The following is a 12897-nucleotide window of genomic DNA, read 5'->3' on the forward strand; positions in this document are numbered from 1 at the left end:
GCTCGATCAAGGGGGCGCTGGTCGCGCTGGTGCTGGGCATGCTGGCGTTGCTGCTGTGGCAGCTGCAGGTGGAGTCGCGGCATTTGCTCGACAACCAGCGCCAGCTCAGCCATGAGTTCAGCGCGCAACTGGCCAATCACCTCAGCCTGAGCATGGAGCTGAAGGCCCAGGCCGGCGTGGCGATGCTGCGACAAAGCACTTCGGCGCCAGGGCCGGGCGCGATCGACGAGAATCTGCTGCACAGTCTGCGAGGGATCTTCAGCAGCCTGCACAGCCTGGCCTGGCTTGACCCACACGGCATTATCCTGGCAGACAGCCAACCCCCGGCGGATGACAGCCACGCCCTGCCCGGTCTGATCCAGCGCAGCAACGGCTCGGCTTATTACTATGCGTCCAGCACCCGCGAAGGCGGCCTGATCTACCTGTTGCTGCGGCAGAGCCAGGGCAGCAACCCGAGCGGTTACTGGGTCTTGCGCCTGACCGACGAGGCATTGCGCGCCTGGTTGTATCAACACCACCAGAGTCGCTATCGCTGGCAGTTGGAAGACCACCAGGCACAACGCACGATTGCCAGCCAGCAGGGCGACGCTGCCGCCGACAGCGCGAGCGCTGCACCGATAAGCGCTACCGATCTGCAGCAGAGCATTCTCCTGACCCCGCTCAAGGGCAGCGACTGGCAACTGCGTGCCCTGTTCGACGAGCGCAGTGCGCGCGCCCAACTGCTACCCGCGCTGACCGGAAAATTCCTGCTGTTCGCGCTCTGCTCCGTATTGACCCTGCTCGCCCTGTACCGCCTGCTGCGCGAACAGCGCAGCCTGCATGAACTCAATACGGCCTCGCGGCGCTCGCTACGCCAGGCGGCCAGTGCACTGGGGGCCATCGAGGAACGGGTGCTGGTCACCGACAGCAATGGCCAGCTGAGTTACCTCAATCCCCAGGCCGAGGAGTTGTTCGGTTTACGCAGCCGCGACGCGCACAACTGGCACCTGCTGCAACTGCTGCCGCGCCTCGATCCGTTGCGGCTGCACGACTCCAGCGAGCCTGACGAGCCTGACGAGATTGAGCCCGACCTGGTCGAGATCAAGCAGGACGGCATGGCCCGTCTGTTCGCTATCAGCCGCTGCGAACTCGGCGAGCCGTCCAGGCGCCTGGGTTTCGTCTGGGTGCTGCGCGACGTCACCGAGCAACAGCATGCCACCCGCGTGCTGCAGGACACCCGCCGGCGCTACCAGGATATCTTCGATGGCACCGGCACCGCGCTCTGTGTACTGGACCTGGCCGCGCTGCCGGAGTACCTGCACCAGCAGCAGATCCATGACGGCGCGGGGCTGAGGCACTGGCTGCTCGCCCATCCACAGCGGCATGGTGAACTGCTGCAGCTGATGCGCTTCACCGAGACCAATCAGGTGGCCCTGCACCTGCTCGGCGTCGACTCCACCGAGCAAGCCTGGCAGCACCTGATCGACAGCGGTCCGCTGCGCCCCGCGGGCTTTCGCGTGCAGCTGCTCAGCGCCCTGCTCGAAGGCACCGGCCAGCTCGAACTGGAGAGCCGGATCAGCACCCCGCAAGGCCACGAGCGTCACCTGTGGCTGGTGCTGCGCCTGCCGGACAGCGCGCAAGAACTGAACGCGGTGACCCTGAGCATCAGCGACATCACCAGCCGCAAGCGCATCGAGCTGTCACTGATCGAGCGCGAGCGCTTCTGGTCGGATGTGGTGCGCGCGGTGCCGGACACCCTCTACGTGCATGACCTGCTGAATAAACGCGTGCTGTTCAGCAACCACCACCTGGGCCTGCAGCTGGGCTACAGCACGATCGAGTTGAAAGCCCTGGGCGAGCGCTTCTGGGAGCACATCCTGCACCCCGACGACAGCGACTATTACTGGCGCATCCGCAACCTGCAGCAGGTGATCGGCGACGGCGTCCTGCTCGAGTCACAACTGCGTGGGCGCCACCGCAACGGTGCCTGGCGCTGGTTCAGCATCCGCGAGCAGGCCCTGGCCCGCGACACCCGCGGCCGGGTCAGCCGCCTGATCGGAGTGGCCAAGGACATCACCGAGCAGATCGAAAGCAGCGAATCGCTGCGCAACAGCGAGCAGCGTTACCGGCTGCTGGCGGAGAGCACCAGCGATGTGATCTTCTCCACCGACAACAGCCTGCACCTCAACTACGTCAGCCCCTCGGTGGAACCGCTGCTCGGCCATCGACCGGAATGGCTCCTGGCCAACAACTTCCACAACCTGGCCGCCAACCCGCAGCAACTGGCCGGCCTGTCGATCCTGCTCGACCGGGTCCGCGGCGCGCTCGGCAGCCCCCAGCGCATGTTCGAGTTGCGTGAGCAGTTCCAGCCGCAACTGTTCATCTTCGACTGCCTGCGCGCCGATGGCCGGAAAATTCCGGTCGAGTTGCGCCTGGTGCCGATGTGGGATGAAAACAGCCATTTCGAAGGCCTGCTCGGTGTGGGCCGCGACATCAGCCAGCAGCGCCGCTCGGAAAAAGACCTGCGCATGGCCGCCACGGTATTCGAGCACTCCACCGCGGCGATCCTGGTCACCGACCCGGCCGGCTACATTGTCCAGGTCAACAAGGCCTTCAGTCGGGTCAGCGGTTATTCCTCGGCCCAGGTCCTCGACCAGTTGCCGGGCATGCTCACCGCCGACCGCCAGCAAGCCAGCCACCTGCATTACGTCCTCAACCAGCTCAATCAGCGCGGCAGCTGGGAAGGCGAAATCTGGCTCAAGCGCCGCGACGGCGAGAGCTTCCCGGCCTGGGTCGGGATCACCGCGGTGCAGGACGAAGATGGCGACCTGGTCAGCTACGTGTGCTTCTTCAGCGATATCAGCGAACGCAAGGCCAGCGAACAGCGCATCCATCGCCTGGCCTACTATGACGCCCTGACCCTGCTGCCCAACCGCACGCTGTTCCAGGATCGCCTGCACACCGCCCTGCAACACGGTGAACGGCATCAGGAATGGGTGGTGCTGATGTTCCTCGACCTCGACCGCTTCAAGCCGATCAACGACTCCCTGGGCCACGCCGCTGGCGACCGCATGCTCAAGGACGTCGCCGTGCGTCTGGAGGCCTGCGTCGACAGCGACGACACCGTGGCGCGCATGGGCGGCGACGAGTTCACCCTGCTGCTGCAGTCGTGCGCCAATCGCGAGGGCGCGCTGAACCGGGCGATCCATGTTGCCGAACAGATTCTCGCCAGCCTGGCCCGGCCGTTCGTGCTCGAAGGCCGCGAATTCTTCGTCACCGCCAGCATCGGCATCGCCCTCAGTCCGCAGGACGGCAACGAGCTCAGCCAGCTGATGAAGAACGCCGACACGGCGATGTACCACGCCAAGGAGCATGGCAAGAACAACTTCCAGTTCTATCAGGCGGACATGAACGCCAGCGCCCTGGAACGCCTGGAGCTGGAACGGGATCTGCGCCACGCCCTCGAACAGCAGGAGTTCATGCTCTATTACCAGCCGCAGTTCTCCGGCAACGGCCAGCGCCTGACCGGCGTCGAAGCCCTGTTGCGCTGGCAGCATCCAGTGCGCGGCCTGGTGCCGCCGGATGACTTCATCCCGGTGCTGGAAGAACTCGGCCTGGTGGTGCAGGTCGGCGACTGGGTCCTAGCCGAGTCCTGCCGCCAGTTGAAAAGCTGGCACGCGGCGAAGATCCGCGTGCCGAAGATCTCGGTCAACCTGTCGGCCCGGCAGTTCACCGAAGGCGCGCTGGCGCAGCGCATCGCCGCGATTCTCGAGGACAGTGGCGTCGCCCCGGCCTGCGTGGAGCTGGAGCTGACCGAAAGCATTCTGATGCAGGATGTGGCGAGCGCGCTGCGCACCCTCAATGACCTGAAGAATCTTGGCCTGTGCATCGCGATCGACGACTTCGGCACCGGCTACTCGTCGCTCAACTACCTCAAGCAGTTTCCCATCGACGTGCTGAAGATCGACCGCAGCTTCGTCGACGGCCTGCCGCAGGGCGAACAGGACGCGCAAATCGCCCGCGCCATCATTGCCATGGCCCACAGCCTGAACCTGTCGGTCATCGCCGAAGGCGTGGAGACCCAGGCGCAGCTGGACTTCCTGCGCATCCACGATTGCGACGAAGTCCAGGGCTACCTGCTCGGTCGGCCCATGCCCGCCCACCAATTCGCCGCCCAGTTCAGCGGCGCCGCACTGTTTATGCTCAGCTAGCGGATGAGGGCATGGGCAAGTCTGGCGCGTTCAAGCCAGGCGCGGATTGCCCCGCGCCTGTCCGGGCTGGCGAGGCATCGGGGTTGATCCGTGTGGCATGTCGCCGTCGCTGTGCTAGGCTGGTCGCCCTTTTTTCAGCCCCAGCGGAGCCTTGGCATGTCCGAACTCAATTTTTCCACTGACGAAACCCGCGTCAGCTACGGCATCGGTCGTCAACTTGGCGGCCAGCTGCGTGACAATCCGCCGCCGGGTGCCAGCCTGGAAGCCATCATCGCCGGCATCTCCGATGCTTTCGCAGGGCTGCCGAGCCGCGTCAGCGAGGCCGAGCTGTCGGCCAGCTTCAAGGTGATCCGCGACATCATGCAGGCCGAAGCTCAGGCCAAGGCCGAAGCCGCGGCAGGTGCCGGTCTGGCCTTCCTTGCCGAGAACGCCAAGCGTGACGGCATCACCGTACTGGCCTCCGGCCTGCAATACGAAGTGCTGACTGCCGGTGAAGGCGCCAAACCGTCCCGCGAGGACAGCGTGCGTACCCATTACCACGGCACCCTGATCGACGGCACTGTGTTTGACAGCTCCTACGAGCGCGGCCAGCCCGCCGAGTTTCCGGTTGGCGGCGTCATCGCCGGCTGGACCGAGGCCCTGCAACTGATGAACGCCGGCAGCAAATGGCGCCTCTATGTGCCGAGCGAACTGGCTTACGGCGAGCAAGGCGTTGGCAGCATCCCGCCGCACAGCGTGCTGGTGTTCGACGTCGAACTGCTGGACGTTCTCTAACGTTTCAGGCGGTTCCGGTTCGTGGGCATGGCCTAGGCGTCCCCGCCGCTCCTACAACAGTCGACCTTGCGTAGGAGCGGGCCATGCCCGCGACGTTTCTCTGCCGATGCAGATCACGGGCGCAATGCCCGCGCATAGCAGTAGAGAAACAGGTTGCGCACCAATTCCTTGAGCACCAGTGGCTCGTTGGAATTCAGTTCATGCAGGTCCAGATCGCCCTGATCCCGCAGTTCATCCAGCGCCTGTTCTTCCAGTAGCGCGCAGACTTCGCCGGTGTCGCGATTGAGAATGCGCAGGTAAGGCTGTGGCCGGTCCAGCCAGGCATCGATCAAGTAGGTCATGACTCATCTCCCTTTCAAATGGTTAGATGAGAATAATTCTTATTACATTAATAGCAAGTCTTAATTGCCAGGTCGATGGGGGTCATGCCTTGGTCGACGCGCCCGGGTCGATGTTTGGGTGGACGCGGTTCGGGTAGGGTGCGCCGTGCGCACCGCTGGCAGACGGCCCCGGCTTGCACTGCGGCGGATCGCCGGCAAGGACTCGGCGTCCCCCTGGCTCCTGCGAGGGATCGCTGGATCCGGCAGGTAGTCGGGTTATTGCTCAATAAAAAACCCGTCGCATGGACGGGCTCTTCTGGTCACGACAAGCGTCAGTGCGTGCGGGCGACGGCGAAGCGGCTCAGTTCGACCAGGGCATCGCGGTATTCGCTGGCGGGCAGGACATCCAGGCAGGCGATGGCGCGCTCGGCATAGTCGCGGGCTTGGCGGGCGGTGTAGTCCAGCGCGCCGGCGGCTTCCACGGCATTGCGGATGCTTTCCAGGTCCTCGATGCCGCCTTTCTGGATCGCCTGACGCACCAGGGCGGCCTGTTCGGCAGTGCCTTCGCGCATGGTATAGATCAGCGGCAGGGTCGGCTTGCCCTCGGCCAGATCGTCGCCGACGTTCTTGCCCAGGGTGGTGGCATCGCCGCGGTAGTCGAGCAGGTCGTCGACCAGCTGGAAGGCCACGCCGAGGTTGTCGCCAAAGGTGCGCAGGGCTTCGGTCTGTTCGGCCGTGGCGCCGGCCAGGGCTGCCGCGCTGTGGGTCGAGGCCTCGAACAGCATCGCGGTCTTGCCGCGGATGACTTCCATGTAGGTTGCTTCGCTGGTGCTGGCGTCGCGAATCTTCGACAGTTGCAGCACTTCGCCTTCGGCGATGACCCGGGTGGCGCGGGAGAGGATCTTCATCACCGGCATCGAGCCGAGTTCGACCATCATCTCGAAGGAGCGCGAATAGAGGAAGTCGCCAACCAGTACACTGGGCGCATTGCCCCACTGGGCATTGGCGGTGCTGCGGCCGCGACGCATGTCGGACATGTCGACCACGTCGTCGTGCAGCAGGGTGGCGGTATGCAGGAACTCGATGGTGGCGGCGAGCAAGCGCAGGTTGTCGTCTTGCAGGCCCAGGGCCTTGCCGCTGAGCAGCACCAGCAGCGGGCGCAGTCGTTTGCCGCCGGCGGAGATGATGTAGTCGCCGATCTTACCCACCAGCGGCACGCGCGAGACGAGTTGTTGACGGATGATGCCGTCGACGGCGGTGAAGTCATCCGCCACCACATGGTAGAAAGCCTGGGGTTGCATCAGCGGCACGTGCTCCTCAAAGGTTGCGCGGCATGCTATGGGGCAGGGTGGGGGCTGTCAAGGCGAGTGGTCGAGGGCCTTGCGCCGTGACGGTGGCTTGCGTACAATCGCGCACCCTGAACTTCCCCCTGGGTATTTCCCTGACTTACGCAATTGCAAGGGCGTCTTATCCGGCCCCAAGCAGCCATGCCAGCCAATAACTCTTTCTATAAAGCGCTGGGTGAGCAGGATTAACGGAGATTTACCATGTACGCAGTGATTGTTACTGGTGGCAAGCAATACAAGGTCACCGAAGGCGAATTCCTCAAGGTCGAAAAGCTTGAAATCGCCACTGGCGAGGCCATTACTTTCGACCGCGTGTTGTTGATCGGCAACGGCGACGACGTGCAAATCGGCGCTCCAGTTGTTGAAGGTGCCAAGGTTGTGGCCGAGGTCGTTGCACAAGGCCGTCACGACAAGGTCACCATCATCAAGTTCCGCCGTCGTAAGCACCATATGAAGCGTCAGGGCCACCGTCAGTGGTACACCGAGATCAAAATCACCGGTATTCAGGCCTGATTCGTTTCGGTCTAATCCCTCTATAGGAGTATTGAACTCATGGCACACAAAAAAGCTGGCGGTAGTACCCGCAACGGTCGCGACTCAGAAGCCAAACGCCTTGGCGTGAAGATGTATGGCGGCCAGAAAATCATTCCTGGCAACATCATCGTGCGTCAGCGCGGCACCCAGTTCCACGCCGGTTACGGTGTCGGCATGGGCAAGGATCACACCCTCTTCGCGAAAATCGAAGGCGTGATCAAGTTCGAAGTAAAGGGCGCGTTCCACCGCCGTTACGTGAGCGTCGTTGCGGCTTAATCGCGCGACTGCTGGGAAAGCCCCGTCCTTGCGACGGGGCTTTTTTGTTTCTGTATTCTTGGGGTTCTTGCCAAACTGTCCTGGGCGTAGCGTTCGATTTGAATGCAGGTCAATTTTGCAAGAACCTGGTGTTTCTCGTTTTAGATAACCCGCCTTGTTGCGGGAGGCGTACCTATGAAATTCGTCGATGAAGTATCGATTTCTGTAAAGGCCGGTGATGGTGGTAACGGCATGATGAGCTTCCGCCGTGAGAAGTTCATCGAAAACGGTGGCCCCAACGGTGGTGATGGTGGTGATGGTGGCTCGATTTATATCGAGGCTTTCGCGAACCTCAATACGCTGGTGGACTACCGCTATACCCGCCGCTTCCAAGCGCCGAATGGTGACAAGGGCGGTAGCACTGATTGCACGGGAGCCAAGGGTGAGGACCTGATCCTGCCGGTGCCGATTGGTACCACCGTGATCGATGCGGGTACCCAGGAAGTGATTGGCGATCTGGTTCGGGCTGGTCAGCGCCTGCTGGTCGCCCAGGGTGGCTGGCATGGCCTGGGCAACACGCGCTTCAAGTCCAGCACCAACCGCGCGCCGCGGCAGACTACGCCGGGCAAGCCGGGCGATGCGCGCGACCTCAAGCTGGAATTGAAGGTGCTGGCGGATGTCGGTCTGCTCGGTTTGCCGAATGCCGGCAAGAGCACCTTTATTCGCTCGGTGTCGGCGGCCAAGCCGAAGGTTGCCGATTACCCGTTCACCACCCTGATTCCCAACCTGGGTGTGGTCAGTGTCGATCGCTACAAGAGCTTCGTGATCGCCGACATTCCTGGACTGATCGAAGGCGCCTCGGATGGTGCCGGTCTGGGTATTCGCTTCCTCAAGCACCTGGCGCGTACCCGCCTGTTGCTGCACCTGGTGGACATGGCGCCACTGGATCTGACCGATCCGGCGGAGTCGGCGGCCACCATCGTCGATGAGCTGACCAAGTTCAGCCCCTCGCTGGCCGAGCGTGAGCGCTGGCTGGTGCTGAACAAGGCCGACCAGATTCTCGGCGAAGAGCAGGAGGCCCGCGTCGCCGAAATAGTCGCGCGGATCGACTGGAAGGGGCCGGTGTACGTGATTTCCGCCCTGGCGCGTCAAGGCACCGATCAGCTGTGCTACGACATCATGGATTTCCTCGAGGCGCGCGCCGAGCGCATTCAGGAGAATCCCGAGTTTGCCGCCGAGCTGGCCGAGCTGGATACGCGCATCGAAGATGAGGCGCGCGCCCAGTTGCAGGCGCTGGACGACAAGCGTGCGTTGCGCCGTACCGGGGTCAAGGCGGTCGGTGATGTCGAGGAAGATGACAGCTTCTGGGATGAAGAAGATGATGAGGATGGCCCGGAAATCATTTACGTCCGGGATTAAGCAACTTGTTGAACGCCGCTTAATTGCGGCGTTCTTGTCTTGTAGCGAGTGATTGGAGGCTGCGAGCGCAGTGGCTTCCGTTCCGTTGGGCGGTTTCTGGCTAAGGTTGGATGATCATGCGTGACAAGGTGACCAGTGCGCGGCGCTGGGTGGTGAAGATCGGCAGTGCATTGCTCACCGCCGATGGGCGTGGCCTGGATCGTGCGGCCATGGCGGTGTGGGTCGAGCAGATGGTGGCGTTGCGCGAGCAGGGCGTGGAGCTGGTGCTGGTGTCTTCCGGTGCGGTGGCGGCGGGCATGAGCCGCCTCGGCTGGACCGCGCGGCCGAAGGCCATGCATGAACTGCAGGCGGCCGCTGCCATTGGTCAGATGGTGCTGATCCAGGCCTGGGAGTCGAGTTTCGGTGAGCATGCGCGGCGCACCGCGCAGATTCTCCTGACTCATGACGACCTGTCGGATCGCAAGCGCTATCTGAATGCGCGCAGCACCTTGCGCACCCTGGTCGACCTGGATGTGATCCCGGTGATCAACGAGAACGATACGGTGGTCACCGACGAGATCCGCTTCGGCGACAACGACACCCTGGCGGCGCTGGTGGCCAATCTGGTCGAGGCCGATCTGCTGGTGATCCTCACCGACCGCGACGGCATGTATAACGCCGACCCGCGGCATAACCCCGATGCCGAACTGATTTACGAGGCGCGCGCCGACGATCCGGCGCTGGATGCCGTGGCCGGTGGCGTGGGCGGTGCGCTGGGGCGTGGTGGCATGCAGACCAAGCTGCGCGCTGCGCGCCTGGCGGCTCGTTCCGGCGCCCATACGGTGATTGTCGGTGGCGCCATCGAGCAGGTGTTGGCGCGGCTCAAGGCTGGCGAGCGCCTGGGTACGCTGCTGGCGCCCGAGCGCGGTTTGCTGGCGGCGCGCAAGCAATGGCTGGCCGGGCATCTGCAGACCCGTGGCACCCTGGTGCTGGATGCGGGAGCGGTCAAGGCCCTGGCGACTGGTCGCAAGAGTCTGTTGCCGGTCGGGGTCAAGGCGCTCCAGGGTAGCTTCCGGCGTGGCGAAATGGTGATCTGTGTCGATCCCGATGGGCGTGAAATTGCCCGTGGCCTGGCCAATTACAGTGCGCTCGAGGCGCAAAAGATCATCGGTCAGTCGTCGGATGCCATCGAAAGGTTGCTCGGTTACGTCGATGAGCCCGAGTTGATCCATCGGGATAACCTGATTCTGGTCTGAGGATGTGCTGATGCGAATGCTCAAGGGATTGCTGGGTGCGCTGCTGGTGCTGCCGATGTGCGCATCGGCCGAGCAGATAGGTGAGGTGTCCACGGTGTTCAAGTGGATGGGGCCGAACGACAAGATCGTGGTCGAGGCCTTCGATGATCCCAAGGTGGCGGGCGTTACCTGCTACCTGTCGCGCGCCAAGACCGGCGGGGTCAAGGGTGGCCTGGGCCTGGCCGAGGATCGCGCCGAGGCCTCGATCGCCTGTCGCCAGGTCGGGCCGGTCAGCTTCAAGGATGAGCTGAAAGAAGGCGAAGAGGTGTTTCGCGAGCGCACCTCGCTGGTGTTCAAGACCATGCAGGTGGTGCGCTTCTTCGATGAAAAGCGCAATACCCTGGTCTATCTGGTGTACAGCGATCGAGTGATCGAAGGCAGCCCGCAGAATGCGGTGACCGCCATTCCGATCATGCCCTGGCCGGAAAAGCGCTGAGCCCGTTCTCGTGCCTCGAGTCAGCGTGATCCGTGTAGCCGCCGATGGGTATCGCTGCGCTCAAGCCTGCGCGGCCCGCGACATCCTACAAAAGCGCTGCGGTCACCACCCGTAGGATGTGGTTGAGCGCAGCGATACCCATCACCGTTTCCCGGGCAATAAAAAACCGACCCTGAGGTCGGTTTTTAAGAACCAGCAGTAAAGCGCGAATCGCTTATTAGGCGGCTGCAGCTTCGCTGAGGGCCTTGATGTGGCCATTCAGGCGGCTTTTATGACGCGCTGCTTTGTTCTTGTGGATGATGCCTTTGTCGGCCATGCGGTCGATGATTGGCACAGCCAGGGTGTAAGCGGTTTTTGCTACGTCAAGATCTTTGGCGTCGATAGCCTTGACCACGTTCTTGATGTAGGTACGGACCATGGAGCGCTGGCTGGCGTTATGGCTACGACGCTTCTCAGCCTGTTTTGCGCGTTTTTTGGCAGAAGGTGTATTGGCCACCGTCAAGCTCCTCGAAATCTGGGGGATACAAACAAATAAGGCCGCGAATCATGCCGAGGCCTGCGCTCATTGTCAAGCCTGTTGGCTTGCTGTTACTTGCTACCCGTCTGCTGATCGTCAGCAGTCGATGGCACACCGCTTGCTCTACCCAGTATCCATGCGGGTCGGTAAACTCGGCGACCTTTTCTAAGGGGTTACATATGTCCGAGCGAACCGGGAAGGGCGGCTTGTTACGTTCCAGCGCGGTGGTCAGTGTAATGACCCTGTTATCGCGTGTGCTGGGCATGATACGCGATATGGTGGTGGCCGCCTATTTCGGTTCGGGTCCGGCGGCCGACGCATTCTTCATTGCCTTCAAGATTCCCAACTTTCTGCGCCGCCTGTTTGCCGAGGGGGCCTTCGCCCAGGCGTTCGTCCCGGTGCTGTCGGAATACCGGACGCAGCGCAGCCTGGCCGAGGTCAAGCAACTGGTCGACCGCACCGCGGGCTACCTGGGGTTGACGCTGACCGCCCTGACCGCCCTCGGGGTGGTCGGCTCGCCCTACCTGATCATGCTGTTTGCGCCCGGCTTTCACAGTGACCCGGCCAAGCTCGCGCTGGCGGGGGATCTGCTGCAGATCACCTTTCCCTACCTGCTGCTGATCTCGCTAACGGCGTTCTGCGGCGGCATCCTCAATGCCTACGGGCGTTTCGCCGTGCCCTCGTTTACCCCGGTGCTGCTGAATATCAGCATGATCGGGGCGGCAATTTACCTGACGCCGTATTTCGATCAGCCGATCATGGCCCTGGCCTGGGGCGTGCTGATCGCCGGGGTTGCCCAGTTGCTGTTCCAGTTGCCGTTCCTGGCGCGGCTCAAGTTGCTGCCCACGCCCCGGGTGCGGCGCGACGAGGGCGTGCGGCGGATCATGCTGTTGATGATACCGGCGCTGTTCGGCGTATCGGTCAGCCAGATCAACCTGCTGCTCGATACCGTGCTGGCCTCGCTGCTGCAGACCGGCAGCGTGTCCTGGCTGTATTACGCCGACCGCCTGTCCGAGCTGCCCCTGGGCGCGTTCGGTATCGCCATCGGCACGGTGATTCTGCCGAGCCTGTCGCGCCAGCACGCCAGCGACGATCCCAAGGCGTTTTCGGCGACTATCGACTGGGCCCTGCGCATGGTGTTGCTGGTCGGGGTGCCGGCGGCGCTGGCCCTGGCGATCCTCGCCGAGCCATTGATCGCCACCTTGTTCCACTATGGCGCGATGACCGAACGTGACGTGCTGCAGTCGGCCGCTGCGCTGCGCGCCTATTCGCTCGGGGTGCTGGCCTTCATGTTGATCAAGGTGCTGGCGCCGGCGTTCTTTGCCCGCCAGGACCTGAAAACCCCGGTGCGCATCGCGATCATCTGCATGGTGGCGAACATGGTGTTCAACCTGATCCTGATCTGGCCGCTCAAGCATGTCGGTCTGGCGCTGGCGACCTCGTTGTCGTCGCTGCTCAATACCGCGCTGCTGTTCTGGGGCCTGTACAAGATCGGCGTGTATAAGCCTGCGCCGGGCTGGGGCCTGTACGGCCTGCGCCTGCTCGGCGCCTGTGCGGCCATGGTGGTACTGGTCTGGTGGTTGAATGTGGCGCCGGCCGAGTGGTTCGTCTGGGGCTGGCAGCAGCGCGTGCTCTGGTTGAGCCTGCTGGTCGGCGGCGGGTTGCTGGCGTTTGTCGCGGCCTTGCTGGCGTTGGGGCTGCGCATGCGCCATCTACGCCATTGATCAGCGAATGGTCCCGTGTGCCTGGGTTTGAGTGCGGCATTGTGCTTGTATGCCGATCGACCCTACGCCCGAGGGCCGAGCATGGGTATAATCGGCCACTTTATGAGC

The 12897-nt window shown here is 63.0% G+C and carries 11 protein-coding genes; 8 read left to right on the plus strand and 3 right to left on the minus strand.

What is annotated here, in order from left to right; all coding sequences use genetic code 11:
• Positions 1 to 38 precede the first annotated feature (38 nt).
• Together G9C89_RS01845 and G9C89_RS01850 are read left to right on the plus strand one after the other, a co-directional pair.
• The gene (locus G9C89_RS01845) at positions 39 to 4190 is read left to right on the plus strand and encodes a sensor domain-containing protein (protein WP_172144823.1); all 4152 of its coding nucleotides are present in this window, start codon (positions 39 to 41) and stop codon (positions 4188 to 4190) included.
• Between the two features lie 156 nt (positions 4191 to 4346).
• The gene (locus tag G9C89_RS01850; RefSeq protein WP_172143796.1) at positions 4347 to 4964 is read left to right on the plus strand and encodes an FKBP-type peptidyl-prolyl cis-trans isomerase; all 618 of its coding nucleotides are present in this window, start codon (positions 4347 to 4349) and stop codon (positions 4962 to 4964) included.
• Positions 4965 to 5077: 113 nt separating this feature from the next.
• On the opposite strand, the gene G9C89_RS01855 is transcribed toward G9C89_RS01850, so the two are convergent.
• Positions 5078 to 5305 (minus strand): PA4570 family protein, encoded by a 228-nt coding sequence (locus tag G9C89_RS01855; protein ID WP_172143798.1) that lies wholly within the window; start codon positions 5303 to 5305, stop codon positions 5078 to 5080.
• A gap of 311 nt (positions 5306 to 5616) precedes the next feature.
• Positions 5617 to 6585 (minus strand): polyprenyl synthetase family protein, encoded by a 969-nt coding sequence (locus G9C89_RS01860; RefSeq protein WP_172143800.1) that lies wholly within the window; start codon positions 6583 to 6585, stop codon positions 5617 to 5619.
• A 246-nt stretch (positions 6586 to 6831) separates the two neighbouring features.
• Between G9C89_RS01860 and rplU the strand changes: the two genes are divergently transcribed.
• The 5 genes from rplU (at position 6832) to G9C89_RS01885 (ending at position 10548) form a co-directional block, all read left to right on the plus strand.
• A complete protein-coding gene (rplU, locus tag G9C89_RS01865; RefSeq protein WP_079203223.1) occupies positions 6832 to 7143 on the plus strand; it encodes a 50S ribosomal protein L21 in 312 nt (103 codons plus the stop codon).
• A gap of 39 nt (positions 7144 to 7182) precedes the next feature.
• Entirely contained in the window at positions 7183 to 7440 is a 258-nt protein-coding gene (gene rpmA / locus G9C89_RS01870; RefSeq protein ID WP_172143802.1) for a 50S ribosomal protein L27, read from the plus strand.
• Between the two features lie 174 nt (positions 7441 to 7614).
• Entirely contained in the window at positions 7615 to 8838 is a 1224-nt protein-coding gene (gene cgtA / locus G9C89_RS01875; protein WP_172143814.1) for an Obg family GTPase CgtA, read from the plus strand.
• A 116-nt stretch (positions 8839 to 8954) separates the two neighbouring features.
• A complete protein-coding gene (gene proB, locus G9C89_RS01880; RefSeq protein WP_172143816.1) occupies positions 8955 to 10073 on the plus strand; it encodes a glutamate 5-kinase in 1119 nt (372 codons plus the stop codon).
• A 10-nt stretch (positions 10074 to 10083) separates the two neighbouring features.
• Complete coding sequence (locus tag G9C89_RS01885) at positions 10084 to 10548, plus strand: CreA family protein (protein ID WP_172143818.1); 465 nt, start codon at positions 10084 to 10086, stop codon at positions 10546 to 10548.
• 217 nt (positions 10549 to 10765) lie between these two features.
• Here the strand turns inward: G9C89_RS01885 and rpsT are convergent, their stop codons facing one another.
• Entirely contained in the window at positions 10766 to 11044 is a 279-nt protein-coding gene (rpsT, locus tag G9C89_RS01890; protein ID WP_172143820.1) for a 30S ribosomal protein S20, read from the minus strand.
• Positions 11045 to 11244: 200 nt separating this feature from the next.
• Here rpsT and murJ point away from each other — a divergent pair, with 200 nt between their 5' ends.
• A complete protein-coding gene (murJ, locus tag G9C89_RS01895; RefSeq protein WP_172143822.1) occupies positions 11245 to 12789 on the plus strand; it encodes a murein biosynthesis integral membrane protein MurJ in 1545 nt (514 codons plus the stop codon).
• Positions 12790 to 12897 lie beyond the last annotated feature (108 nt).

Source organism: Pseudomonas tumuqii, assembly GCF_013184545.1.
Taxonomy (GTDB): domain Bacteria; phylum Pseudomonadota; class Gammaproteobacteria; order Pseudomonadales; family Pseudomonadaceae; genus Aquipseudomonas; species Aquipseudomonas tumuqii.